Source organism: Metabacillus arenae (genome assembly GCF_014773385.1).
Classification (GTDB): Bacteria; Bacillota; Bacilli; order Bacillales; family Bacillaceae; genus Metabacillus_D; species Metabacillus_D arenae.
Genome location: NZ_JACXAI010000020.1, coordinates 73,199 through 100,122, shown reverse-complemented (window position 1 = coordinate 100,122; position 26,924 = coordinate 73,199). Strand labels below are relative to the sequence as shown.

26 protein-coding genes are annotated in these 26,924 nt (G+C 37.3%); 24 read left to right on the top strand and 2 right to left on the bottom strand.

From position 1 onward, the window contains the following. Window position 1 precedes the first annotated feature (1 nt). The 6 genes from IC621_RS15760 to ypjB all read left to right on the top strand — a co-directional run bounded on the left by IC621_RS15760 (window position 2) and on the right by ypjB (window position 4,769). Window positions 2–445, top strand: coding sequence for a DUF2487 family protein (locus IC621_RS15760; RefSeq protein ID WP_191159280.1), 444 nt, complete (start codon window positions 2–4; stop codon window positions 443–445). A 142-nt stretch (window positions 446–587) separates the two neighbouring features. Beyond that, window positions 588–1,097 carry a QcrA and Rieske domain-containing protein gene (locus tag IC621_RS15755; protein ID WP_191159279.1) on the top strand — a complete coding sequence of 170 codons (510 nt, stop codon included), beginning with the start codon at window positions 588–590 and terminating at the stop codon, window positions 1,095–1,097. Window positions 1,098–1,100: 3 nt separating this feature from the next. Beyond that, window positions 1,101–1,775 carry a menaquinol-cytochrome c reductase cytochrome b subunit gene (qcrB, locus tag IC621_RS15750; protein WP_191159278.1) on the top strand — a complete coding sequence of 225 codons (675 nt, stop codon included), beginning with the start codon at window positions 1,101–1,103 and terminating at the stop codon, window positions 1,773–1,775. Between the two features lie 42 nt (window positions 1,776–1,817). Continuing rightward, window positions 1,818–2,585 carry a menaquinol-cytochrome c reductase cytochrome b/c subunit gene (locus IC621_RS15745; protein ID WP_191159277.1) on the top strand — a complete coding sequence of 256 codons (768 nt, stop codon included), beginning with the start codon at window positions 1,818–1,820 and terminating at the stop codon, window positions 2,583–2,585. Between the two features lie 490 nt (window positions 2,586–3,075). Continuing rightward, window positions 3,076–3,693, top strand: coding sequence for a DUF1405 domain-containing protein (locus tag IC621_RS15740; RefSeq protein ID WP_191159276.1), 618 nt, complete (start codon window positions 3,076–3,078; stop codon window positions 3,691–3,693). 281 nt (window positions 3,694–3,974) lie between these two features. Next, a complete protein-coding gene (gene ypjB, locus IC621_RS15735; protein ID WP_191159275.1) occupies window positions 3,975–4,769 on the top strand; it encodes a sporulation protein YpjB in 795 nt (264 codons plus the stop codon). Between the two features lie 272 nt (window positions 4,770–5,041). On the opposite strand, the gene IC621_RS15730 is transcribed toward ypjB, so the two are convergent. Further along, a complete protein-coding gene (locus IC621_RS15730) occupies window positions 5,042–5,914 on the bottom strand; it encodes a YitT family protein (protein WP_191159274.1) in 873 nt (290 codons plus the stop codon). A gap of 331 nt (window positions 5,915–6,245) precedes the next feature. Between IC621_RS15730 and IC621_RS15725 the strand changes: the two genes are divergently transcribed. The 18 genes from IC621_RS15725 to IC621_RS15640 all read left to right on the top strand — a co-directional run bounded on the left by IC621_RS15725 (window position 6,246) and on the right by IC621_RS15640 (window position 23,913). After that, window positions 6,246–6,632 carry a nucleotide pyrophosphohydrolase gene (locus IC621_RS15725; protein ID WP_191159273.1) on the top strand — a complete coding sequence of 129 codons (387 nt, stop codon included), beginning with the start codon at window positions 6,246–6,248 and terminating at the stop codon, window positions 6,630–6,632. A gap of 18 nt (window positions 6,633–6,650) precedes the next feature. Continuing rightward, complete coding sequence (gene dapB, locus IC621_RS15720) at window positions 6,651–7,448, top strand: 4-hydroxy-tetrahydrodipicolinate reductase (protein WP_191159295.1); 798 nt, start codon at window positions 6,651–6,653, stop codon at window positions 7,446–7,448. Between the two features lie 11 nt (window positions 7,449–7,459). After that, the gene (gene mgsA / locus IC621_RS15715) at window positions 7,460–7,870 is read left to right on the top strand and encodes a methylglyoxal synthase (protein ID WP_191159272.1); all 411 of its coding nucleotides are present in this window, start codon (window positions 7,460–7,462) and stop codon (window positions 7,868–7,870) included. 8 nt (window positions 7,871–7,878) lie between these two features. Continuing rightward, entirely contained in the window at window positions 7,879–8,589 is a 711-nt protein-coding gene (bshB1, locus tag IC621_RS15710) for a bacillithiol biosynthesis deacetylase BshB1 (protein ID WP_191159271.1), read from the top strand. Next, entirely contained in the window at window positions 8,586–9,719 is a 1,134-nt protein-coding gene (bshA, locus tag IC621_RS15705) for an N-acetyl-alpha-D-glucosaminyl L-malate synthase BshA (protein WP_191159270.1), read from the top strand. The genes bshB1 and bshA overlap by 4 nt, the downstream gene beginning before the upstream one ends. After that, the gene (locus tag IC621_RS15700; protein ID WP_191159269.1) at window positions 9,712–10,908 is read left to right on the top strand and encodes a CCA tRNA nucleotidyltransferase; all 1,197 of its coding nucleotides are present in this window, start codon (window positions 9,712–9,714) and stop codon (window positions 10,906–10,908) included. Before bshA ends, IC621_RS15700 begins: the two co-directional genes overlap by 8 nt. Next, window positions 10,893–11,873: a biotin--[acetyl-CoA-carboxylase] ligase gene (locus tag IC621_RS15695; protein WP_191159268.1), complete on the top strand. Its 981-nt coding sequence runs from the start codon at window positions 10,893–10,895 to the stop codon at window positions 11,871–11,873. The genes IC621_RS15700 and IC621_RS15695 overlap by 16 nt, the downstream gene beginning before the upstream one ends. Before the next feature lie 376 nt (window positions 11,874–12,249). Continuing rightward, window positions 12,250–13,089, top strand: coding sequence for a 3-methyl-2-oxobutanoate hydroxymethyltransferase (gene panB, locus IC621_RS15690; protein WP_191159267.1), 840 nt, complete (start codon window positions 12,250–12,252; stop codon window positions 13,087–13,089). Beyond that, complete coding sequence (gene panC / locus IC621_RS15685) at window positions 13,086–13,934, top strand: pantoate--beta-alanine ligase (protein ID WP_191159266.1); 849 nt, start codon at window positions 13,086–13,088, stop codon at window positions 13,932–13,934. The genes panB and panC overlap by 4 nt, the downstream gene beginning before the upstream one ends. Window positions 13,935–14,120: 186 nt before the next feature. Beyond that, window positions 14,121–14,504 (top strand): aspartate 1-decarboxylase, encoded by a 384-nt coding sequence (gene panD, locus IC621_RS15680; RefSeq protein ID WP_191159265.1) that lies wholly within the window; start codon window positions 14,121–14,123, stop codon window positions 14,502–14,504. A 138-nt stretch (window positions 14,505–14,642) separates the two neighbouring features. Beyond that, entirely contained in the window at window positions 14,643–17,468 is a 2,826-nt protein-coding gene (dinG, locus tag IC621_RS15675; RefSeq protein ID WP_191159264.1) for an ATP-dependent DNA helicase DinG, read from the top strand. A 202-nt stretch (window positions 17,469–17,670) separates the two neighbouring features. Further along, on the top strand, window positions 17,671–17,841 hold the full coding sequence (locus IC621_RS15670) for a YpmA family protein (RefSeq protein WP_191159263.1): 171 nt from the start codon (window positions 17,671–17,673) through the stop codon (window positions 17,839–17,841). Between the two features lie 7 nt (window positions 17,842–17,848). Further along, the gene (locus tag IC621_RS15665) at window positions 17,849–18,340 is read left to right on the top strand and encodes a cell wall elongation regulator TseB-like domain-containing protein (RefSeq protein WP_191159262.1); all 492 of its coding nucleotides are present in this window, start codon (window positions 17,849–17,851) and stop codon (window positions 18,338–18,340) included. Between the two features lie 12 nt (window positions 18,341–18,352). After that, a complete protein-coding gene (locus IC621_RS15660) occupies window positions 18,353–19,537 on the top strand; it encodes a pyridoxal phosphate-dependent aminotransferase (RefSeq protein ID WP_191159261.1) in 1,185 nt (394 codons plus the stop codon). Window positions 19,538–20,273: 736 nt separating this feature from the next. Further along, a complete protein-coding gene (gene asnS, locus IC621_RS15655; protein ID WP_191159260.1) occupies window positions 20,274–21,566 on the top strand; it encodes an asparagine--tRNA ligase in 1,293 nt (430 codons plus the stop codon). Window positions 21,567–22,004: 438 nt separating this feature from the next. Next, the gene (locus IC621_RS15650) at window positions 22,005–22,709 is read left to right on the top strand and encodes a DnaD domain-containing protein (RefSeq protein ID WP_191159259.1); all 705 of its coding nucleotides are present in this window, start codon (window positions 22,005–22,007) and stop codon (window positions 22,707–22,709) included. Between the two features lie 18 nt (window positions 22,710–22,727). Further along, the gene (gene nth / locus IC621_RS15645; RefSeq protein WP_191159258.1) at window positions 22,728–23,393 is read left to right on the top strand and encodes an endonuclease III; all 666 of its coding nucleotides are present in this window, start codon (window positions 22,728–22,730) and stop codon (window positions 23,391–23,393) included. Next, entirely contained in the window at window positions 23,383–23,913 is a 531-nt protein-coding gene (locus IC621_RS15640) for a YpoC family protein (RefSeq protein ID WP_191159257.1), read from the top strand. Before nth ends, IC621_RS15640 begins: the two co-directional genes overlap by 11 nt. Before the next feature lie 263 nt (window positions 23,914–24,176). Here the strand turns inward: IC621_RS15640 and IC621_RS15635 are convergent, their stop codons facing one another. Beyond that, a complete protein-coding gene (locus IC621_RS15635) occupies window positions 24,177–26,885 on the bottom strand; it encodes a penicillin-binding protein 1A (protein ID WP_191159256.1) in 2,709 nt (902 codons plus the stop codon). Window positions 26,886–26,924 lie beyond the last annotated feature (39 nt).

Genomic DNA, 26,924 nt, shown 5'->3' with positions numbered 1-26,924 from the left:
AATGAAATGGACAGCAGCTGACGTGGAAGTATTTAATCAATCAAAAGAGTATATTGACACTGTTATTATCCCAATCTTATCTGTTACTGGAAGCAGAGAATTAAAATCTACTGTTTCAAAAGGGGAATTTATAACTCAAATTACGCAGGAACTGGAAAGACAATTAACTGGTAGAATATTTCTATATCCTCCGTTAACATTCATAAAGTCTGATGATCATATTGAGAATCGTTTAATCGAGTGGAAAAAAGAATTAGAAAATCAGTTTAAACATGTATTGTTTTTAACAAGTGAAGAAAAATTAAAAGAAGACAAGGATAAAAGTGTGATATGGATTCCGGCTGTTCCCCTTGAGCATTTGAGTGAAAAGCTAAAAGGTAACCTTTTTCAAGATCAAATCGAACAAATTTTGAACATTTTATTACAATATTGGAGCAAGTCATAAAAACCCTTTCATTTTTGATATACAAAGGAATAGTCGTATTGATTTTGAGACAAGATTGATATATCATGAGAATGTCCTAGTTTTATAAGTAATGATATGTCCATTTGGACTGTAGTAGCTTTGTGATAGAGGGGGGAAGTTAATGAGCGAGAAAAAACATCGGGTATCTAGAAGGCAATTTTTGAATTATACGCTTACTGGTGTAGGCGGTTTCATGGCTGCAGGTATGCTAATGCCGATGGTTCGATTTGCCTTGGATCCTGTATTGCGGCCTGCTGCAGCACAGGATATGGTTCCAGTAGATGTAAAGTTAGATGAACTAACTGAAGAACCAACAAGAGTAGATTTTACAATTAAACAAGTGGACGCTTGGTACGAATCCGAAGAATCAAGATCTGCATGGGTTTACAAAGAAGGGGACAACATTGTTGCTTTATCCCCAATTTGCAAGCATTTAGGATGTACAGTTAACTGGAACAGTGATAAGTCGAATCCTAACAAATTTTTCTGTCCATGTCATTATGGTTTATATGACAAGGATGGAACAAACGTACCGGGAACACCTCCTTTGGCACCTCTAGATCGCTATGAGCATTCTGTTAAGGATGGAACTTTGTATTTAGGTCAAGCAAAACCACGAGAGGGGGCGTAATAATTGCTTAATAAAATTTATGACTGGGTAGATGAACGATTAGACGTTACGCCGCTTTGGCGGGATATTGCAGACCACGAAGTTCCTGAGCATGTTAACCCTGCTCATCATTTTTCCGCCTTTGTATATTGCTTCGGTGGATTAACGTTTTTCGTAACGGTCATTCAAGTTCTATCTGGTATGTTTTTAACAATGTACTATGTACCCGACATTAAAAATGCTTGGGAATCTGTTTACTATTTGCAAAATGAAGTTGCTTTTGGACAAATTGTCCGTGGTATGCACCACTGGGGAGCAAGCCTTGTCATCGTCATGATGTTTTTACATACTCTTCGTGTCTTCTTTCAAGGTGCATATAAAAAACCTCGTGAATTAAACTGGGTTGTGGGAGTTCTTATTTTCTTCGTCATGTTAGGCTTAGGTTTTACAGGGTATTTATTACCATGGGACATGAAAGCTTTATTTGCGACAAAGGTAGGTCTGCAAATCGCAGAAGCTACGCCATTAATAGGAACCCAAGTGAAAACGCTATTAGCAGGTCACCCAGAAATTGTAGGAGCGCAGACGCTTACTCGTTTCTTTGCTATACACGTGTTCTTTTTACCTGCTGCACTGTTTGGCTTAATGGGAGCTCACTTCCTTATGATTCGCAAGCAAGGTATTTCTGGACCTCTTTAAAATTACAGTAAATAACTGAAAACCTAAAAGGAGGGGAACTCATTGCATCGTGGAAAAGGAATGAAATTTGTAGGAGATTCACGTATTCCTGCAGAAAGAAAGCCGAATATTCCAAAAGATTACTCGGAATATCCTGGTAAAACAGAGGCGTTCTGGCCGAATTTCTTGCTAAAGGAATGGCTTGTTGGGGCTGTGTTCTTGGTCGGGTATTTATGCTTAACTGTTGCCCATCCATCACCGCTTGAGCGGGTGGCAGATCCCACTGATACAGGATATATTCCATTGCCTGACTGGTACTTCTTATTCTTATACCAATTGTTAAAATATACGTTTGCTGCAGGACCGTATACTGTAATAGGCGCATTTATTATGCCGGGTTTAGCTTTTGGAGCATTAATGCTGGCCCCGTGGCTCGACCGGGGTCCACATCGAAGACCGGCAAAACGGCCTGTTGCAGTAGGAATGATGCTGCTTGCTGTAGCTTCAACGATATTCTTGACTTGGGAGTCTGTAGCGACTCATGACTGGGAAGCTGCTGCTGAGCAAGGGAAAATTCAGGCAGAAGCAGAAATTGATAAAGAATCAGATGGTTATGCACTCTACCAAGAACAAGGATGTATTTCATGCCATGGTGATAACCTGCAAGGAGGAGCTGCGGGTCCATCTCTTGTTGATAATGGTCTGCCTCCAGAGGATATAGCTAAAATTGCCAAGGAAGGGCAGGGAGAAATGCCTCCTGGAGTCTTTAAAGGCACAGATGAAGAACTAGACGTTCTTTCGAAGTTTATTTCAGAAGTTACTGCTAAATAAAAAGCTGACATTTTGTCAGCTTTTTTGTAATATTGAATAGTTTATCCCACTCATAACGGGCAGTAAAACCCCCATTTCAACTTCAGTAAAGAAGCAATGAAGAAATGTGGGAGATAAACTGCCCGTAAAGGTCCGAAAAAGGAACACAGACAAAAACACGCCACATCCTGTGGCTCACATCTAACCTTCAGTGGGGGATGAGGAAAACCCCCACTGAGGGAAGATTCACTTTATATTGATATAACTATTACAGCTAGCAGCCTTCGTCCAAGCCGTTCTAGGGCCGGTTTTGCCTTGTTCACAGCCCGCCCAAGAGGGTTTTGGAACAGACTTTAAGCCGGTTCGCCCAAATTTTTTATTGCCTGAGGGCTCGCGTCAAATAGTCAGTACTTGCTTCAATGTGCAGGCTCAGCACCAAGTATTCCCAACAGTTCTCAGGACTTGGCGAAGTCATTTTTTTATCTAATCAAACAAACAAAGAGTTGATGAAATGAAATCTTATTATTATTTGCTTGGAACAAGAAAGATACTGTCTTTATTACTATTAATTAATTTTCTTGGAACAATTTATGGATATTATTGGTATACTCCTCAGCTTATTGATACTCCTGCTATGTATTTAGCTTTCGTACCGGATAGCCCGACAGCCAGCCTGTTTTTTCTGTTTGTTCTCATAGCTTTTTTACTTAAACAGAATTCACCTCTGTTTGAAGCCCTTGCAATTGTAACATTGTTTAAATATGGAATTTGGGCAGTTGTCATGAACATACTTGTTTTTGTTGTAACAGGTTCGATGGATTGGGTTGGCTATATGTTAATATTTTCTCACTTAGGGATGGCCGTTCAAGGGCTGTTGTTTTCCCCGTATTATCGTTTTAGAGGCTGGCATTTAGCATTAGCTGGAGTATGGACATTACATAATGATGTTATTGATTATGTATTTGGCATGGTGCCAAGATATAGTATGTTAGATGATTTCACTCCCCAGATTGGGTATTTTACATTTTGGTTAACCATTCTTTCCCTCTTTATTGCTTATTTTTTAGTGGTGCGAACTAAAGCAATTAAATTAGAATTACCAGCTGGAACCTCTTCATTAAACAAATAATTTAATCATCTCGGCTTTTTGGCTTTTTTAATAATACGCATGATGACCTGAAGCGAACGAAAACAGAGAAATGGGTACCATAAGCTGTTACCTGACAAGTCTCATTACCTGACCCGATTTTTAAGAACACATGCCAATCTTACATTACCTTTCTGCCGGTTTGACTTATTGTTGTCGCAGAAGGACCGTTTCAGTTACGCTTTTCGTTTAATCATGATTTTTTTGGTCTAACCTTGTCCACTTTTTCATAAAGTTTATTAGAGATTTTGGGAGGGACAAGAATGAAAAAAATGATCATGATTTTAGTAATTGTTTTCTTTTTTATAAATTCTCAGACGGTTTATGGTGAAACAGAGCACCATTGGAATAACTTAAATAACTTAACTGAAACTGCCTTGCAGCTTGCTAAGCAAAATCGGTTTGAGGATAGTTCACACCTTATCGTCTATTTCAAAGAACAGTTTGAAAACAAACCTGGTATCCAAAGCGAACTATCAGCAGATGATATTAGAACGGTTAGTTTGACTCATACACATGCATTAGAAGCACTACAAAATAAAACTATGGGGGATTCAGAAAAAATAAGGGCGGTTACACAATTTCGCCTAGTTGTGGATGCAATGAATTCAGAATATGACCCTTTATGGAGCTCGATGGAAGATTCGGTTATGAATGTTTTTTCCCAAATAAAAACAGACGTGGAAAGCGGTAATTATGAATCTTTTCAGGAGCAATGGAATGAGTTTCTAATCATGTATGAAATGATCTATCCATCAGTCTCAGTTGATGTTGATTCTCAAATTATTAAACGCGTAGACTCTCATATATCCACGATTGATAATCGATTATTTGATCAAATGTCAGATTCAACAAAGGAGCAACATATCTCGCAAATGGAAGAAGATTTGCGGACGTTATTTGATCGGGCGGAAGAGGATGAATCTGATCCCTCTTTACTTTGGGTGATCATTTCAACAGGAAGTATCATTATTTTGTCCTTATCATATGCAGGCTTTAGAAAGTATCAAGGAGAGAAGGAAAGAAGGAAACAGCGGGATCGTGAAACAAATAAATAGGCATTGAAGTTGTAATAAGAGGCCACGCCAAATGGGCCTCTTTATTAATCTAATTCTTACGAGACGAAAATCTCCCTTCAGTCTTTAGAGGTGACTATGGTCGGCTGTTGGTTCGATCGACCTTTTGCCATTTCCTTATATTCTAAAAAAGTTAGAAGTTGGATAATTAAAAATTTAGTTCAGTTTGGCTTAGGCTTACAAGCACTCAACTTTAGTTTTCTGCCTCTAAGATTATGGATGTTTCCCTATCTAATTAGGCTGTACGAGCAGGGCTACCGCTCGATTGGGTTTTTATTTGCATCAAGGGTAAAGCCTTCTCCAAGGACATCGTGAACATCACTAACGGCCACAAACGCATGAGGATCAACTGATTGGATAACTCCTTTTAATTTGACTATTTCGTTTTTACCCACCACACAATAAAGTACATTCCGATCGAGCTTTGTGAACGACCCTTGTCCACGCAGAACCGTAACGCCGCGATCCATATCTTCCAAAATTTTTGCAGCAATTGTTTCATTTTGATCAGAAATAATTGTTGCTCCTTTTGCGGCGTACGCGCCTTCCTGCATAAAGTCAATCACTTTTGCTCCGACAAAAACAGCAACTAATGTGTACATAGCTTCTCGATAGGACAAATATGAAACAAGCGATAAGGTTATGACAAAGGCATCAAATAGAAACATTGTTTTTCCCATGCTCCACCCAATATATTTGTGTACCAATCTTGCGATAATATCTACTCCCCCTGTTGTACCGCCAAATCGAAAAATTGTTCCAAGCCCTACCCCTATAAATACTCCGGCAAATAAAGCAGCTAATGCTAAATCCTCATACAAAGGCATTTTAATTTGATACTTTTGGAAGATCCATAAAAAGATAGACAAACTGAAAGTACCAATCATCGTATATATAAAGGAGCTTCGGCCGAGAAGCCTCCAGCCAATGAAAAAAATTGGGATATTTAATAGTAAGTTTGATATAGATGGATCAATATTGAATAAAAAATACAAGAGTAACGTAATCCCTGTGAATCCGCCTTCTGCCAAATTGTTTTGCATGTTAAAGTGAACAAGCCCAAAAGCGAAAATTGCAGAGCCTAACAAAATAAATAAAATGTTTTGTATTTTTAACCTGTTATACAATACTAACAACTCCAATCTAGACTGGTGATAGCGCTATTATTATAGTTGAAAGAAATTATTGTATCAATTTATTTTCCAAAAACCTTAAAGAAATTGAGTTAGAGATTTCCGGTTTAATTAAATTTTTATTCAATTGCAGCGGCTGCCTTTTAGCTTGTGATTCTTTAATCCTAGATATGAAATCTTTCATTACTAGACATGTATTGTTGTCTTAATATTGTCTAGCCACAAGCCCTTGTCCACCTAAGACCACAACAATAGTTATGGAAAGGAAAAAAACTTCTGTTAATATTTTCCGGTCTGATCAAGGCTCTTTCGCATTTCTTTATATTTGTCAAATTGTTTAGGATTAGCTAACATGGAAAGGGATAGAATAGGGGGGTTTAGTGTGAACCAAAAATCGATGCAGCAAATGCAAAAAGAAGTTGATGAGTACATCGGACAATATAAAGAAGGGTATTTCACTCCATTAGCCATGATGGCAAGATTAACTGAAGAGCTTGGGGAACTTGCAAGAGAAATAAATCATACATATGGCGAAAAACCAAAAAAAGCAAGCGAAAAAGAGAAAGCAATCGAAGAAGAGCTCGGAGATGTTCTCTTTGTGCTGATTTGTTTAGCCAACTCTTTAAACATAAATTTGGACCGAGCACATGATTTAGTTATGGACAAATTTCAAACCCGAGATAAAAATCGTTGGACAAAAATAAAAGAATAAAAGGAGTAGTGGCATTTGATGGAGAACATAAAGATAGTAATCGCAGGTCCCAGAGGGAGAATGGGATCAGAAGCTGTAAAATTAGTAGAAAAAACTCCTCATTTTGAACTTGTCGGTGCCGTGGATCATAAATATGATGGCCAACAGTTAAATGAAGTGAATGGATTTTCCAGTAAAGTACTGATTTATAATGATATGGAAAAATGTTTCCAAGAAACGAAACCAGATGTTTTAATCGATTTAACAACTCCCGAGATTGGAAAAGTACATACAAAGCTGGCACTGCAAAACGGAGTCCGTCCAGTAGTAGGGACAACTGGTTTTTCTAAGGAAGATTTGAAGGAAATAGAGCAATTAATTGAAGAGAAAGGTATAGGGGCGATTATTGCTCCCAATTTTGCAGTGGGTGCCATATTAATGATGAAGTTTTCACAAATGGCAGCTAAGTATTTTCAAGATGTTGAAATAATTGAATTGCATCACGATCAAAAGCTCGATGCACCAAGTGGAACAGGTTTGAAAACAGCAGAGATGATTTCTGCAGTCAGGGAAGAGAAGAAGCAAGGTCATCCGAATGAAAAAGAAGTTCTCTCAGGAGCTAGAGGAGCTGATTTTGATGGCATAAGACTGCATAGTGTTCGTCTGCCAGGCCTTGTAGCCCATCAGGAAGTACTGTTTGGAGGAGAAGGTCAAACCTTAAGTCTTCGTCATGATTCCTATAATCGTGCTTCCTTTATGTCCGGGGTAAAACTTTCTGTAGAACAGGTGATGAAGTTAGACCTTCTTGTATATGGATTAGAAAACATTATTGAATAATGGGGGATATTATGAATATTGCACTTATTGCACATGATAAGAAAAAAAATGATCTTGTTCAGTTCGCCACTGCCTATAAGCATATATTAGAAAAGCATGAGCTGTTTGCTACTGGAACTACTGGCCTAAGAGTACAAGAGGCGACAGGTTTGTCCATTTTCCGTTTTCAATCAGGACCCCTGGGCGGAGATCAAGAAATTGGCTCAATGATTGCTAAAAATCAAATGGATTTAGTCATATTTTTTCGGGATCCATTAACTGCCCAGCCTCACGAACCAGATGTATCAGCCCTTATCCGGCTTTGTGATGTTTATGCCATTCCATTAGCTACAAACATGGGAACTGCTGACATCTTAATAAGAGCCTTGGAAAAAGGTGCTTTTAGCTGGAGGAACATTATTCATAAACGGCAAGGAGAATAGTCAACAGAATGAAAGAATTAGATATTTTAGCTTTTGGAGCTCATCCCGATGATGTTGAAATTGGGATGGGTGGAACGATAGCAAAATATGCTCAGAACGGGTATAAAATTGGAATATGTGATCTAACAAAAGCGGAGCTTTCCTCAAATGGAACAGTGCAAATTCGTCAAATTGAAGCAAAGTCAGCAGGAGAAATATTAGGGATACAAAAACGTATTTTTATGAATCTCCCAGATCGCGGCTTATTTTTGAATGAAGAGCAAATTCGTCAAGTAGTAACAATCATCCGGCTTTACAAACCAAAGGCTGTATTTGCCCCTTATTTTGAAGACCGTCATCCAGACCACGGAAACTGTGCTCAGCTCGTTAAAGAAGCTGTATTTTCTGCCGCAGTAAGAAAATACGAGGATGTGCAAAAGCAAACAGAACACCGGGTAAAGCATGTCTATTTTTATATGATAAACGGCTTCCATAAGCCAGATTTTATGGTTGATATTTCAAAAACTATGGGGTTTAAAATAGAAGCCTTGCAAGCTTATCAAAGCCAGTTTGTTAAAACGGAAGGATCACTTGAGACACCTTTAGTCAATGGTTACATCGAGAGCGTTAAAAGCAGAGAAAGACTATTTGGCAAAGAGGTAGGCGTGGAGTATGCGGAAGGATTTCTAACTAATAAACCTCTTTTATTAAATAAAGATGTGATAGGAGGGGAGACATGAAGAAATATAAAATTGGAATTACCTGCTATCCTTCTGTAGGTGGGTCTGGGATCATCGCCACAGAGCTGGGAAAGCTGCTTGCTGAAAGAGGGCATGAAATACATTTTATTACGTCTAGTCTTCCATTTCGATTGAATAAAATTTACGGAAACATTTATTTCCATGAAGTAGAAGTGAATCAATATTCTGTCTTTAAATATCCGCCATACGACCTTGCTCTTTCCAGTAAAATGGCACAGGTAGCAAAAAGAGAAGGATTAGATATCCTTCATGTACATTACGCAATCCCTCATGCCATAAGTGCCTATTTGGCAAAACAGATGGTCGGAGATCAGCTAAAAATCGTGACTACCCTCCACGGAACAGATATTACAGTGTTAGGTTATGACCCCTCATTATCTGATATGATCCGTTTCGGGATAGAAGCATCAGACCGAGTAACGGCTGTTTCCCACTCATTAGCGGAACAGACATATGACCTGTTAAAGCCTAATAAAGAAATTTATACGGTACATAATTTTATTGATGAGCGTGTTTATTCAAGAAAAAAAGTGGACCATCTGCACACAGCCTATAAGATATTACCTGAAGAAAAAGTCATTATTCATGTTTCTAATTTCAGAAAAGTGAAGAGAGTACATGAAGTTGTAAAGTCTTTTCAGCTTATCCATGAAAAAGTCCCTTCTAAATTGCTGCTAGTAGGAGATGGTCCAGAAATGACAGTGATTTGCAGGCTTGTCGATAAGCTTGGTATAAGAGATTCTGTATTATTTTTAGGTAAGCAAGACAATTTAGAGGAACTATATTCCATTAGCGATCTGAAGTTATTATTATCAGAGAAAGAAAGCTTCGGCCTAGTTCTTCTTGAGGCAATGGCTTGCGGGGTACCATGTATTGGCACAAATATAGGGGGTATACCTGAAGTAATTGATGATGGAACAACAGGATATTTGTGTGAACTTGGGGATATCGAAACAGTAGCCTCCAGAGCCATTTCTGTTTTGCAGGATGAGGATTTGTATCAAATGCTTTCAAAAAATGCGCTTCTTTCTATAAAAGAAAAATTTCATTCAGATAAAATTGTTTCTAATTATGAATCAATTTATGAGGAAGTTTTACAGGATGGATAGATTGTTTATTGAAGCCCTGCCGATCATTCGGAAATTAAAAGAACACAATTATCAAGCTTATTTTGTAGGAGGAGCAGTTCGCGATCATTTATTGGAACGTTCAATAGGAGATGTCGATATTGCAACATCAGCAAAGCCTGATGAAATCCAGCAATTATTCCCAAGTACAGTGGATGTAGGAGCAAACCATGGAACGATCATTGTCCTCTATAAGAACAATTCATATGAAGTGACAACATTTCGGACAGAGACAGGCTATAAAGATTACCGTAGACCTGCTGAGGTAGCCTTTATTCACTCTTTAGTTGAAGATCTAAAAAGGCGAGATTTTACGATAAACGCCATGGCAATGGATGACAAGGGAAAGATACTTGATTACTTTGAAGGTAAAAAGCACCTGCTGGAAAAGCGGATTATGACAGTTGGCAACCCGCATGAGAGATTTTCAGAAGACGCACTTCGAATGCTGAGAGCTCTCCGTTTTATGAGTTCCTTGGATTTTCAACTAGATTATAAAACAGAACAAGCGATTAAAGAAAATTTTTTTCTATTAGAGCATATTTCTGTCGAACGAAAAACCGCTGAATTTGTGAAGCTATTAAGTGGAAAGAGTCCACAAGCTGCCATTTCCAAAATGCTCGAAACCAATGTTTTTAAATGTCTTCCTTTCCTTGAGCAAAAATCAGGAGGCCTTAAAACACTGAGTAACCTGGAATTCAGACATTTACAAACTTCAGCAGAATATTGGACTCTTCTCATCCGAGTATTAAATATAATCAATATCGAAGCTTTTCTAAGAGGCTGGAAGCTGTCAGTCAAGATCATTCAACATGTCAAGAATAATAATGAGGTTTTGACTAAGGTTCTAAGTAGAGGATGGTCAAAAAAACTTGTTTATCAAGCTGGTTTAAATCAATCTCTGCAAATTGAAAGAGTTTATCAAGCTTTGAAGAATTCAAAATCTCAAGAAAGCTTCAAGTTAATAGAACAAATATATGAAGAGCTTCCAATAAAAAATAGAGAAGAAATAGACCTGTCTGGTCATGAAATCATTTCGATTATGAATAAAAAACCAGGTCCTTGGGTTGCAGAGATCCTATGCAGGATAGAAGAAAAGATCATTTACGGATCCCTTGATAATTCAAATAAGGCCATAAAGGAGTGGCTTGAGTCTTGCAAACAGAAATAAGATCAAAACTACTCGAGGCTTTCTCAAATGCAGAAGGCGAGTTTTTATCCGGCCAAAAAATCAGCGATTTACTTGGCTGCTCCAGAACAGCTATCTGGAAGCATATGGAGGAATTAAGAAAAGAAGGGTATGAGCTTGAAGCTGTAAGACGGCGTGGCTACCGGATAAAAAGGAAACCTGACAAAGTTAGCGGCAACGAAATAAGCCTTGGATTACATACACAATTTATGGGGCGAAACATTCATTTTGAGGAAGAAGTGACTTCAACTCAAAAAATTGCCCACAAATTAGCAAACGCAGGAGCAAAAGAAGGTACCATAGTCATTGCTGAACAGCAAATCGAGGGTAGAGGAAGGTTAGCAAGAGTATGGTATTCACCAAAATATACCGGTATTTGGATGAGTATGATTATTCGTCCGAAAATCCCTCTCAATCAAACTCCTCAGTTAACATTGCTAACAGCTGTTGCCATCGTTCAAGCGATCGAAAAAGTGACTGGTCTATTCCCTGATATAAAGTGGCCAAATGACATATTAATAAATGGCAAAAAAGTAGTTGGTATTTTAACTGAGCTTCAAGCAGAAGCGGATCAAGTCCATTCAGTGATCATTGGGACAGGCATCAATGTGAATCAAAGGCGTGAAGATTTTCATGAGGATTTAAAAAGCATTGCCACATCAATAGCAGCTGAAAGCGGGGAAAAATGTGACCGTTCCTTGCTTATTCAAGAAATTTTGATCCATTTCGAAAATCTTTATGAGCAATATTTGCGATCTGGTTTTAAACCAATTAAGCTGCTTTGGGAAAGCTATGCGATCAGCTTAAATAAAGAAATTGTAGCAAAAACGCTGCAAGGTACTCTTAAAGGAAAAGCACTCGGTATTGATGATGAAGGCATCCTGCTTTTACAAACAGGAGAAGGAAAAATTGAAAAAATTTATTCAGCAGACATTAAAATAAAGTGAAACTTCCATTTAGTGGAAGTTTTTTTATGCCAATTAATATTCAGCCAGAACTTATCGGATATTTGTAGTCAATTATTTCATTCTTCCAAGGATTATTAAGATAGAGATAAAATAAACATTGTGGATTGGAAACCAACTGAAATTTTGTTATACTTCCTATGGGTAGTATCTTCGGAACTACACCTTTATGCAAGTTTTACAAATCACCTTTAATATGCAACAAAAATTAGATTCTGCCTTGATCCAAAAGGACTGGGACAGAGGGATGAAACCGATAATGATTCACACAACAATCCTTCTTCTCGCCCGAAGAAGGTTTTATTTTTGGCTTTTTTATCGGGAAATCATCTCCTCTGAAAAAAAGAGGAGGAGAATAATGAAGACAAAATCACATTTCTTAAAAATGAAAGCAGAACAAGCTTCAATAGTTATGCTCACTGCCTATGATTATCCTACAGCTAAATTGGCGGAAGCAGCAGGGGTAGATATGATATTAGTGGGTGATTCATTAGGTATGGTTGTACTAGGATATGAATCAACTATACCTGTAACGATTGAAGATATGATTCACCATACAAACGCAGTAAAAAGAGGAGCAAAAGATACATTTATTGTTTGTGATATGCCTTTTATGTCTTACCATGCATCAAAGGAAGATACAATGAAAAATGCAGCAAAAATGATGCAGCAATCAGGTGCTGACGCCTTAAAGGTAGAAGGGGCAGGGGATGTTATTAAAACCATCGAACTTCTTTCAGCAGCTGGAGTTCCTATTGTTGCTCATTTAGGCCTTACTCCGCAATCGGTAGGTGTCCTTGGCGGTTATAAAGTTCAAGGTAATGATGCAAAAGCAGCAAGGCAGCTGCTTCAAGATGCTATCAACTGTGAAGAAGCAGGAGCAATTGCAGTTGTTCTTGAATGTGTACCATTTCAAGTAGCTCAGGAAGTGACTGAAAAAGTATCGATACCAACAATTGGAATAGGGGCAGGCCCGCATACAGATGGTCAAGTTCTCGTTTATCATGATGTGGTTGGTTATGGGGTTAATCGTGTACCGAAATTTGTAAAACAATATGCTGAGGTTGATGAACTAATTCTACCTGCTATCAGCCAATACGTGTCAGAGGTAAAGCAAAAAGCCTTTCCTGAGATGAAGCATAGCTTTACGATGAAGGAAGACGAATTGCAGCAATTGTATGGGGGTACGAAAGAATGAAGACGATCTCCACTATAAAAGAAATACAAAACGTAATAAAAGAAATAAAATCAACTAAAAAGAAAATCGGATTTGTTCCGACCATGGGCTTTTTACATGATGGTCATCTTTCTTTAATGGAACAAGCGTCACGTGAAAATGATTGTGTCATTGTCAGCATTTTCGTTAATCCTCTTCAATTTGGTCAAAATGAGGATTTTGACTCGTACCCTCGTGACATTGAACGTGATCAGTTCTTAGCAGAAAAAGCAGGTGTTCATTATTTATTTGTCCCATCAGTAACGGAGATGTATCCTTCTAAACCTTCTATAGAAGTAAAAGCTAAAGACCGTGTAGATGTATTGTGCGGGAAATCAAGGCCTGGTCATTTTGATGGAGTTGTTACTATATTAACAAAATTGTTTCATATCATTCAGCCTGACCGTGCCTATTTTGGAAAAAAAGATGCACAGCAAGTTGCAGTTGTTGAAGGACTTATCAATGATCTTCATTTTCCGGTTACACTAGTTCCGGTGCCGACGATTCGTGAAACAGATGGATTGGCAAAAAGCTCAAGGAACGTAAAGCTTTCAGATAAGGAACGAAATCAAGCACCACGGATTTACCACTCATTATTACAAGCAAAATCGATGATTAAAAAGGGTGAACGATCTGTTGGAAAAATAATTAGCGTTATCAAAAATGACATATTAGAAAATACAGATGGGAATATAGACTATGTTGAAATTTTATCTTATCCAGAGTTGAAAAAGTTAAATGAATTAAAGGGAACGATAATAGTAGCTGTAGCCGTCCATTTTGTAAATGCAAGATTAATTGACAATATCACGCTTGAATTGAATTAATGTTGGTTCATAGTTACAGTGAAAAATTTGCGCAATACCGAGAATTCATGAAGTGGGATCTAATACGGTAAATAAAATAGATTGGAAAAACAACAATTGCCTTGATAAATATCTTTTTGAGAGAACCATTGATTTTAATAGAGGCTAATTATACAAGCAGCACCTTAAATAGTTGGAGGAGATGTTATGTTTCGTACGATAATGAACAGTAAAATTCACCGTGCCCGTGTAACGGAAGCGAATTTAAATTATGTCGGCAGTATAACGATTGATGAAAACATTTTAGATGCAGTCGGAATGGTCGCAAATGAAAAAGTACAAATCGTAAATAATAATAACGGTGCCCGCTTTGAAACCTATATTATTCCTGGTCCACGCGGAAGCGGAGTGGTTTGCTTAAACGGAGCGGCTGCAAGACTTGTACAAGAAGGGGATATCGTAATCATTATCTCTTATGTGATGATGTCAGCAGAACAAGTGAAAACTCACGAGCCTAAAGTTGCCATCATGAACGAGAACAATGAAATCGTCGAATTACTTGGCCAAGAACCCGCCTCAACAATTTTATAAAATATAGCGCAAGCATTATTACTCTGTCTGAGGGGGGTAAGTGCTTGCGCTTATTGCATTAAAAGGGAAATTACACTTTTGTGATAAAAAAGTGGTAAAATAGATTAAATTGTTTTTGATGTTTAAGAGGTGTATTTGATGCAGCAAAAGTTTGTTGTTTTAGATGTTGAAACAACTGGTAATTCACCGAAAAAAGGGGACAAAATTATTCAAGTTGCCGTTGTTGTTATTCAAGATGGTCAAGTGGCTGAACGATTTACAAGCTTTGTAAACCCGAGAAAAACGATTCCACCATTTATTGAGCAATTTACAGGAATTTCTAATGAACATGTTCAATCGGCACCAGATTTTTCAGAAATTGCAAATGATCTGGTAGATTTATTCCATAATGCTTATTTTGTTGCACATAATGTTCATTTTGATTTGTCATTTATTCAAGAAGAGTTAACAAATAATGGATTTTCACCATTTGCTGGTGGAATTATTGATACAGTTGAACTGGCACGGATGGTGTTTCCGACCGTATCTAGTTATAAGTTGAGTGAGATTTGTCAAGAACTAGGGATCGTTCATCTTAATCCTCATCGTGCTGATAGTGATGCTGAAGTGACAGCACAATTGTTTATACATATTTTATCAAAATTAAAAGAACTGCCTGTCATTACCTTACAATCTCTTCAAAAAATTGCGAGATCATTTATTAGTGATATGGATGAAATATTTGATCATTTTATTCATCATCAGCTTCTCCAAGTGGATCAGAAGCATTACAATGAAGACGTTAAACTAATAGGAACACTTGCTGTAAAAAAAGAAGTGTCAGTTCCAAACAGGGACTTTTATAATGATAAATCAGATTTACCTGAATTTAACCAATACATAAAAGAAGTGTTTGAAAAAAACGGGTTTCTTTCAGAGAACATTCAAAATTATCGCTACAGAAAAGAACAAGCGCTGATGGCAGAAACAATCTATGATTCCTTTAATGCCCATGAACATACCCTGCTCGAAGCAGAAACAGGAACAGGTAAAACGGTTGGGTACCTGATTCCCTCAATTTATTATTCATTAAGAAATCAGAAAAAAATCATGGTCAGTACTCATACTACCACCTTGCAACACCAAATAATGGATAATGAAATTAAAACATTAAAAGAATCCCTTCCATTTGATTTTCATGCTGCTGTGTTAAAAGGCCACTCACATTACATTAATTTGAAGAAATTCGAGAAAGTGTTAGTTGAGGAAGATGATAATTATGACTCTTTGTTAACAAAAGCACAAATTTTAATTTGGCTGACTGAGACAGAATCCGGTGACCGTGATGAATTAAATTTACCTTCTGGGGGCAGAAGACTTTGGGAGCGAATTTGCGGAAACGGATTAACGAATAATAATAACCTGCAGAATGTTGACTATTATCATCGTGCTCGAAAAAAAGCAGAATGTGCAAATCTTGTGATTACAAATCATACCTTTTTATTATTGAGCTGTTTGAATGGAAAAGAAGAAAATATAGACTACGATGAGCTGATTATTGATGAAGCCCATCATCTTGAAAGGATTGCGAGCACGACATTCGGAGAAAAGCTTGATTATTTGGATGTCCATTTCATGCTGTCAAGATTTGGTAATGTCAATACCGGCTTGTTAAGGGAAATATATAAATGGAGTAAAAAAAGAAAGCTGATCGACCATTTATTAATTGTCGAGCTTAATAACCTTGTTACTGAGTTGAATGAAGAATTCGATTTATTTTTTAGTTCGCTTCATACCTATGTAAAAGTACAGGTGAAAGACCATCATGGAAACAGACTATCTTATCAATATGATTGTTTTTCAGCACCAACAAAAGCATGGTCAGGATTAATGGAGCTTGCGAGAAGAATTCAATTTTTTATCCGTGCGATACAAAAACTCTTAGTCAAAATTGAAGGTGTATGCCTGCTTAATGGAGAATCTGCTTTAAACTCCAGAGAAAGAAACAGCATCGGGGAATTTACGGGGTATAAAGGTTATTTTTCCGAAATTTATGATAAACTCGACCATTTGTTTTTAAGTCCTGTAAAGGGAAATGTTACATGGCTTGAAATCGAGGCTAAGGGTGCCAAAAATGCGGTTACCGCATATGCCCAACCAATCATGGTTTCAGAACAATTAGCTGATCAGCTTTTCGCTTCAAAACACAGTGCAGTCTTAATCTCTTCCTCTTTAACGGTGGAAAACTCTTTTTCGTTTATGATAAAGCAATTAGGTTTGGAGGATTTTTATCCTAAAACGGTAAAGCTTCCCTCCCCGTATGAGTTAAAGGAACAGGTTAAGCTGGTAATACCAACTGATATACCAATTGTTAATGAGGTTCCTTTTACAGACTATATCTCATCTGTTTCCACTTATATTTCTGAATTATCACGAATACTTAGTGGAAAAACACTTATTTTATTTACATCTTATCAGATGTTAAAAGCAACCTACCAAGCTTTAAAAAAGGATCGAACTCTTGAGGAGTTTGTTATTTTGGCGCAAGGGATAAGCGGTGGAAGCCAATCAAAATTGACAAAAAACTTTAATATGTTCGATAAAGCTTTATTATTAGGAACAAGCAGCTTTTGGGAGGGAATAGATCTAAAATCTGAGGAAATTAAATCGGTCATGATCATGAGACTCCCTTTTGCATCTCCAGATGACCCATATGTTAAGGCAAGGTGTGATAACTTAAAAAACTCAGGTGCTGATCCATTTTTTGATTATTCTGTACCTGAAGCTGTTTTAAGATTTAAGCAGGGATTTGGCAGACTGATTAGATCTCATAATGAAAAAGGGATATTATTTGTATTTGACCGGCGAATTAAAACTGCCTCCTATGGAAAGCATTTTATTTCTTCGATACCAAAGGTTGATATTATTGAGGGGACAATTGAACAGATTAAGAATACAATCTTCTCTTTTAAAGAAAATATTTAATCAAAAAGGGGTGACTTTTTATCGGTTTTCTTAAAAAGTCACCCAATAAAAGTGTGGGTTAGGGAAAAATTTATTTTCACTACTTACGCTTTAAACTGTTATAATGGGAACATGCAACGTGTTTTGTTGCTGTACTTCTATTATTTCCGTAAAGGTCACATGTATTAGTAACAATATTTGTTTTGTCCAGGAGGAATATGTCATGGAAAGTAAAATTGAAGTTTTATCTACCGTTACAGTAGAGCATTCGGATGATTTATATAAAATCGTCGATTTGTTAAACAGAACGCTTAAAAGAGATAACTTTATGTTTGGACTAGCCTTAGAGCAAGAAGCTAAAGAAAAAGCCGTTTTTACAATATACAGAACGTAGGTATAGCATGGGAAATAAAATTTACGTAATGATTGGTGCTTTGATTTTTTTTGCAATAGCTGGGATTTGGATTTTTTCCGATGTATATCAGACAGCAAGGGCTGGGAAAACTGCAAATTATGATAATATCCGCCAGGTTGCCCTTGATAAAGCCGAATTTTCAAGTGTTGAAAAAATTGATTCCTTTTACGGTAAGGAAGAATATTACATAGTACATGGGAAGAAAAATGGTGAGAATGTCGTAGCATGGGTGCCAGAGGATACTAAAAAGAAAATTGTTGTAAAAAAACAGTCAAGCGGCGTTAGCAGTGAAGAGGTTCTTTCCAAATTAAAGCAAGAGCGCAATCCAAAAAAAATCGTGAATATTCAATTGGGAATAAGCGAAAAAGATGGCCTTTTATGGGAAGTCAAATATATTGATACCAAAGACAGGTTAACTTATTACTATGTGACCTTTGAAGATGGAACATTTATAAAAAGATTTAGCATAACGAATTAGGGGGATCTACTAATGAGATTGGCAAACAGAGTTTCAGCTTTAACTCCATCAACTACACTGGCAATCACAGCAAAAGCAAAGGAATTGAGAGCACAAGGACATGATGTCATTGGCCTTGGAGCGGGAGAACCAGATTTTAATACTCCGGAGCATATCCTTGAAGCTGCAAGCAAGGCAATGCATGAAGGTCATACCAAATACACACCTTCAGGTGGTTTAATTGCTTTAAAAGAAGCAATCATTGCAAAATTCAAAAACGATCAAGGTTTAACATATGATTCATCGGAAATTATTGTTTGCAGCGGGGCGAAACATGCGCTTTATACATTATTTCAGGTTATCTTAAATGAGGGGGATGAAGTGATTATTCCTACTCCTTATTGGGTCAGTTATCCAGAACAAGTAAAATTAGCAGGCGGCAAACCTGTGCACATTGATGGCCTAGAGGATAATGAGTTCAAAATCACGCCGAAACAGCTGGAAAATGCGATTACTCCACAAACAAAGGCAATCATTATAAATTCACCAAGCAACCCAACGGGGATGATTTATTCAAAGCAAGAGTTAAATGAGTTAGGCGAAATTTGCTTAAAGCATAATATTTTAATCATTTCAGATGAAATTTATGAAAAACTGATCTACGGTGCTGCCAAGCATGTTTCAATTGCTGAGATTTCATCAGAGTTAAAAGAACAAACAATTATTATTAATGGGGTATCTAAATCCCATTCTATGACGGGCTGGAGAATTGGATACGCAGCAGGCAACAAGGAAATAATTAAAGGTATGACAAACCTGGCAAGTCACAGTACGTCAAACCCCACTTCTGTAGCCCAATTTGCGGCGATTGCTGCATACAATGGTTCTCAAGATACAGTAGAGGAAATGAGAAAAGCGTTCGAAGAGCGATTAACCATAATTTTTGAAAAACTGACGCAAATTACTGGTGTAGCCTGTCTTAAACCAGAAGGGGCTTTTTATCTTTTCCCAAATGTTAAAAAGGCGGCTGAATTAACTGGATTTTCTAACGTTGATGAATTTGCAGCAGCGTTGCTGGAAAAAGAGAAGGTAGCGATAGTACCTGGATCTGGTTTTGGTTCTCCAGATAATGTACGTTTATCATATGCTACCTCATTAGATCAATTAGAAAAAGCGGTCGAAAGAATTCAAAAATTTGTTAATGAAAATCAGATATAGGTAAAAAATGGTAAAAGCCCGGGTTCACCGGGCTTTTAATTAAGGTTTAAATTCATTAAATTTATAAATTGTAATTATTTACAAATAGAAATCAGCTTTTTTGGGGATTCATCAACTTCCATTTAGGTTTTCAAAAAAATTGGAACATTGTACACCAATAGGTTTTTGTCGATTTAAGTCGAATAATCGATATTTTGAAATTTTCGAAGATAAATCTGACGATTTCGAAGATAAATGTTAAATAATCGAAGATATATTTCAAATTTCGAAGATATGATGGAAATATCAGAGAAAAGTTTGAACTTTCGCTGGGTGGTCAAAGGCAAATGGCGTTTGTTTTTGTAAGAGTATAAAGAAATCGTATAAAATGTGATCAAAATTATGCTAAACAACCAAAAAATTACAGAAAAAGGAAATTATCCTATTCAACATTTGCTTTCTCACTATTAGATAGACACGAAGCGTTTTTCTAATAGGTCTATGGGTTCGTCCCGTCACTTCAAACTTACGTTCAATTAATTATAGTTTGTCCGGGCAATTCAAGTGTTTATTTTGCAGTAAAAAGCTCTTTGTATTCCTTGCCTTTTAGACAATTTTTGCTAAAAAGGAAAGGGAGCATATTTTGTGCTGCTCATTATCTTTTCGTTCCTGTTCATTGACCATGCCTATTAAAAAACTGTATAATATAATTCATATGTGTTATTAGTTTTTATAGGCTTTTGGAGGGGAATACATAGTGAAAACAACGATTTCGCAAGTTAGTCAATATGTTGGCCAAGAAGTAACGATTGGAGCTTGGCTTGCTGGCAAGCGTTCCAGCGGAAAAATTGCATTCCTGCAGCTTCGTGACGGTACAGGATTTATACAAGGTGTTGTCGTTAAAGCAGAAGTTGAGGAAGAGGTTTTTAAAAAAGCTAAGTCAATCACACAAGAAACTTCTCTTTATGTTACAGGGATTATTAGAGAAGATGAACGCTCTCCTTTTGGATATGAAATGGGAGTAACTGGAATCGAAGTGATTCATGAGGCTGTTGACTATCCTATTACCCCTAAAGAACACGGTACTGAATTTTTAATGGACCATCGTCATTTATGGCTGCGATCAAAGCGTCAGCACGCTGTAATGAAGATCAGAAATGAAATTATCCGTGCCACCTATGAATTTTTTAATAAAGAAGGTTTTGTGAAAGTAGATCCCCCAATTTTAACAGGGAGTGCTCCTGAAGGAACAACAGAACTGTTTCATACAAAATATTTTGAAGAAAATGCTTACCTTTCTCAAAGCGGCCAGTTATATATGGAAGCAGCAGCAATGGCTTTAGGAAAAGTATTTTCATTCGGCCCAACTTTTAGAGCTGAAAAATCTAAAACAAGACGTCACTTAATTGAATTTTGGATGATTGAGCCAGAAATGGCTTTTTACGAATTTGAGGATAATTTAAAAGTTCAAGAAGATTACGTTGCTTTTATCATCCGAAATGTATTAGAAAATTGTGCTCTAGAATTGAAGGTACTTGGTCGTGATACTTCCAAGCTTGAGAAAATGCAAGCACCATTCCCAAGAATCACATATGATGATGCATTAGCATTGCTTCATAAACAGGGATTCACAGATATTGAGTGGGGCGATGATTTTGGAGCTCCGCATGAGACAGCTATTGCCGAAACCTATGATAAGCCTGTTTTTATTACGCATTATCCAACCTCTCTTAAACCGTTTTATATGCAGCCGCATCCAGAAAGAGAAGATATCGTTTTATGTGCTGATTTAATTGCTCCAGAAGGCTATGGGGAGATAATAGGCGGGTCGGAAAGAATTCACGATGCTGAGCTTTTAAAAAGCCGAATAGAGGAACATGGGTTAGAAATTTCAACCTATCAATGGTATGATGATCTTCGCCAATATGGCTCTGTTCCTCACTCCGGCTTTGGACTAGGCTTAGAAAGAACTGTAGCTTGGCTGAGCGGTGTTGAGCATGTAAGAGAAACTATTCCATTTCCTCGCTTGCTTAACAGGTTATATCCTTAATGATAGAAAAATTCTCCTTCCAGCAAGGAGATTTTTCTTTTTACCTATGCAGAAGGATAAAATTAACGCGAGAAGAGTATTTGTATTCAAGTGTATGCATCCATATAACGGGTTACAAGGTTAATTCCTCATAAAACTCCCATATGCCTTTCTTAGGCTGATCAATGCTCTCTAAGCTTTTCTTATACATTGCTGGAGCATTTTTTATAGCTCACTCTCAAGGATTCACTTTAAGCTTCTTAAGTTCGGTAAATCGATTGTAATTATCACAAATTTTTTGGAGAGAGGATGGGGACTAGAATTGAGATCATCTATTTAACAAGCTTAACCTTCTATCTTTTCACTTTTATATTTTCCCCATTTGGATCATAGAAGTTTCTCTTATATTTCATCAAGATCGTTCTATGGACGTGGTATACTTACGAAGAGGTGTTTCAAATGAAGATCGAACAATTTATTAGTATCGTGGACTCTGGCAGCATTTCTATTCCTGGGATCTTGTTTGAGCATTATGCAGATTTAGGATTATCTGAAACGGAAATCATGATTTTATTAAAAATTAAATCTCAGTTAGAAAAGGGGAGTTACTTCCCAACTCCTGATGAATTAGCAAACAACATGTCAATTGCTTCTGAATCTTGTATGAATTCTATCCGGCTTCTCATTAAACGAGGATTTTTAGATATTGAAGAATTTGATCAATCAGGAATATTGCATGAAAGATATTCATTATATCCATTGTGGAACAAACTTTATAAATATTTCCTGCAAAAGGACCAGCCGGCAAAGGAAAAGGAAGAAACAGAGAAATCACTATATACGGTTTTTGAACAGGAGTTTGGAAGACCACTCTCACCATTTGAATGTGAATCTTTAACAATCTGGCTTGACCAAGATTATCATGATCCCGTCATCATAAAAACTGCCCTGCGAGAGGCTGTTATTTCCGGAAAGTTAAATTTCAGGTACATCGATCGTATTTTATTCGAATGGAAGAAAAATGGTGTTCAAACGATCGAACAAGCAAGAATTCATTCGAGAAAGTTTCGACAATACCAGACGAAATCAAGTTCTTCTGAAGGTAATGAATCAACTGATGAATATAAACGAAAAGTACCTTTTTATAATTGGCTAGAAAACTGAATGTAAGGTGAATTGATTATGCTAACTATGAAACAAATTAGAGAAAGCTTAGACACAATAGGAGACATGTTTCCAGATGCACATTGTGAATTAAACCATCGAAATTCTTTTGAACTAGTTATTGCGGTTGCTCTTTCTGCACAATGTACAGATGTATTGGTAAATAAAGTAACGCAAACACTTTTTGAGAAATATAAAAAACCCGAAGATTATCTTGCAGTGTCATTAGAGGAATTACAAAATGATATTCGATCGATTGGTCTTTACCGAAATAAAGCAAAAAATATAAGAAATCTATGTCAGCTTCTGTTGGAGGAGTATAACGGAGAAGTACCAGCAGAGCGTGATGAATTAATAAAACTTCCCGGAGTAGGGCGAAAGACTGCAAATGTAGTTGTATCCGTTGCATTTGGTATACCTGCAATAGCTGTAGATACCCATGTTGAAAGAGTTAGTAAAAGGCTTGGGATTTGCAAGTGGAAGGATTCTGTATTAGAAGTTGAAAAAACGTTAATGAGAAAGGTTCCTGCTGAGGAGTGGTCAAATACTCATCACAGATTAATTTTCTTTGGTAGATATCATTGCAAGGCACAATCGCCAAAATGTGAAGTTTGTCCATTACTTCATCTGTGTCGGGAAGGGCAAAAGAGGATGAAAAAGGGGAAAAAGCAAAGTGGCAAATAAAAGAGAAATTACAATACCTGAACCTTTCTTACATGCCCCTTTTGCATTGAATATGCCTCCGAAAATAACTGAAATAGCAGATAGTTTTGAAGAAAACATGATACATTGCACATTTTATTATGATATTTGTGAATGTCTATCTATAAAATCCTGCCAAAAACCTTGGAATGAATATGAAAACTATTTACCTTATATTCTCAAACGGTGGAGCCTGCTTGAAGAGGTTCTTCATGATCTTTATAAAGACCGTAAGCAAAAATCTCAAGAAATTCCCATGATTGAAGGATTTTCTTTATTTATAGTGGGTATTCATTGGTTCAATAGTCAGCCCGTTAAAAGCTTAGAACAATCTGTATTGAATGATTTACGCTTTTCTAAAAGCCCGGTTAATTTTTCTGAGAGAGTTGCTTTTATATTAAATAAACCTGCTCAGTATCACTCATATATTCAGCTTAAGCAATTATTTGAAGAGTTTAAAAAGCAATTTCATAAAGAATTAGTAATGAAAAAATTAAAGTGAAATTTTAATATACCAGAAGTTAGAATTTTAGAGGGGAAAGATTGGAAAAGTATCTAAATACGAAGAAAGTACTTCCTGAACTCCATCCATTAATTCCAATTGCCCTTGAACAATCAGAAATCTGCAGGCAGATATCCCGTCTGCGATCTTCTTTATTTTCTCTGAAGATTGAGGTGCGGTATTGCTGCCAGTAAGAAGTACGATAACAAACAAAATTCATAAAAAGGCTGCTTCTTACAAAGAAGCAGCCTTTAAAATTGGTTTTAGTCACCCTCGCGATTTGATCCATTGTTTCTATTATTATTTGCATTTCCATTTGGATTTCCTTCTTGTCCCTGATTACCGCCTTCATTTTCGCCGTCCTGACCACCTTGGCCATTATCTTGGCCGTCATCTTGGCCTTCATTTTGACCTCCTTGGTCATTATTTTGTCCGCCATTTTGGCCGTCTTGCCCGCCATTTTGACCATCTTGAGCTCCCTCATCTTCACCAGGTGGAACAGATGGATCCAACGGATTTTCTGGCTCATTTGGATTATCCTGATTAGGATCTTCTGGATTTTGTTCATCTCCGCCTTCTTCAGGGTTTTCCTCCTCAGGGATCTCAATCTCGTCTTCTTTATTTTCTTCAGGTATTTCGATCATCGCAGATGCAGGGTCACTCTTTGTACCATCACTTACTGCGGTAACCTGGAATTTGTAAACTGAACCTGGGACAGCATTCGGGATTGAAAGGCTTGTTTCCTTCCCTTGATGAATGACCTGGTACGAGCCATCATTAACCGATTGGCTGACCTCAAACACAGTGTTTTCCATTAAATTTTGATTGTAGGACCAGCCGAGTGAAATCTCTTTTGTTTCCTCGTTATAATTTACATTTAATCCACTAGGCTTTTCGAGACGTTTATATCTCTCGGAAGTTTTGGTAGGCTGTGTGCCTTTCACGAAATATTCTCTTACGATTTGGCTGCTTGGTGTAAAATCACTTGCCAGTTTTGCAGGATCTGAGCCTCTTTCTATGGCAACCTCTACAACACTGTCAGGCTTTTTAAAGTCTCCACCATCCCCTTCAGTAACATGAGCCATCACATCTTTAAATAAAAGCCTCGCTAGTTTTTGATCTTCACTGTTAAGATGCATTTTTTCTTTGTTTTTCTCCATACCTGTCCAGATTGCAGCAGTATATTCAGGAGAATAGCCAACAAACCATGAGTCTTTTGCTCCGCCTTCTGGTACGTTATAGGCTGAAATTTCTTTTTCGTTAAAATTAGTAGAACCAGTTTTCCCAACAACATTCACACCTTGGACATTTGCCAATGCTCCTGTACCGCTTGTTACAACAGAGCGAAGCATATCTGTAATCATAAACGCTGTATAATCATTCATAGCTGAAACTGGTTCAGGGGCTAAATTCTGTTTTGTCCCGTCACTAAACTCAATTTCTTTAACGGCATGCGGTTCAATATAGATACCGTTATTTCCAAATGCACTGTATGCTCCAGCCATTTGGAGAGGGGAGACACCTCTATCAAAGCCTCCGATAGAGTACGCTTCTGGAATAGATTCTTCTAATGGAATTCCAAGATTAGAAGCAAAGTCTCTTGCCTTGTCAGCACCTACTTCTTGGAACGTTTTAAGTGCTGGAATATTACGGGAATCGGCTAATGCATGCCGGATACTCATTTTCCCATCATGGGCCCGGTCATAATTGTTAATTGGGGTCCCGTTTGAGTATGAATAAGGCTCATCGACAATTTGTTCATAGGTAGACCATTTCAAATACTCGATCGCAGGCCCGTAATCCAGAACAGGCTTGATGGTTGATCCAGGTTGTCTTTGAAGGTCTAGTGCATAGTTATATCCCCCAGCGGGCTGGTTTCTGCCGCCGCCAATGGCGCGTATTTCGCCGGTTTTAGTATCTAATAATGTTATTCCTGCTTGGAAGTGTTCACCATAAGCATATTTATCTCCGTTCAACAATTGGGAAACATAATCTTGAGCGTTTGGATCTAAAGTTGTATGAATCGTTAATCCTTCTGTACCTACATCAACATCAGCTTTTTCTTTTACTTCTTCGACAACTTGTTCAACAAATGCATGATAGGAATTGGCTGTCCCGTTTTGTTCAACGAGCGTGGATTGAACTGGAACCTTTTTCGCTTCTTCTGCTTCCTGATCACTAATAAATCCGTGTTTAGCCATTAATGTGAGAACAATATTTCTTCTTTTTTCAGCTGCTTCAGGATGCTTGACAGGATTATAATTATTAGGGCTTTGCGGCATTCCTGCTAACATCGCAGCTTCATGGAGTTCTAATTCCTCAAGGCTTTTATCGTAAAATAGCTCAGCAGCTTTTGCGACTCCATAGTTGTTTCCAGAATAATAAATTCTGTTTAAATACATCTCCAGAATCTCTTCCTTCGAGTATTTTCTTTCGAGCTGGAAGGATAACCATATCTCTTTAACCTTCCTGGTCAATGTTTTCTCATGGGATAACAAAGAGTTTTTCACAACCTGCTGGGTAATGGTACTGCCGCCTTCTGCTCCGAAACCTTCAGTAATATTTGCTAACGCAGCTCCGCCAATTCGGACAATATCGACTCCATTATGATCATAAAAGCGGACATCCTCAGTTGCTATAAATGCATTTTCTACAATTTCAGGAATCTCATTATAAGGCACATATGTCCTTTTCTGTGATCCCACTTCTGCTATTTCATTTCCGTTTACATCTAAAATGACGGAAGAATAGGCTGCTTTTAATTTATCTTCATCAAGAGTAGGGGCATCAGATACGATAACTGCAAAGGCAATCCCTCCTGCAAGCATTCCAACTACCCCAATAGCAAGGAGAAATAATAATATTTTTTTAAAAAGTCCTGTTTTTGAACCCTTCTTTTTTTGTGGATTTGGTTTTTTAGCTTTAGTCTTCGCTTTTCGTCGTTCCTCACGACTACTGTAATTTTCTGGCATGTTTCATCAACCTTTCATAATCAACATAACGATAAGAAC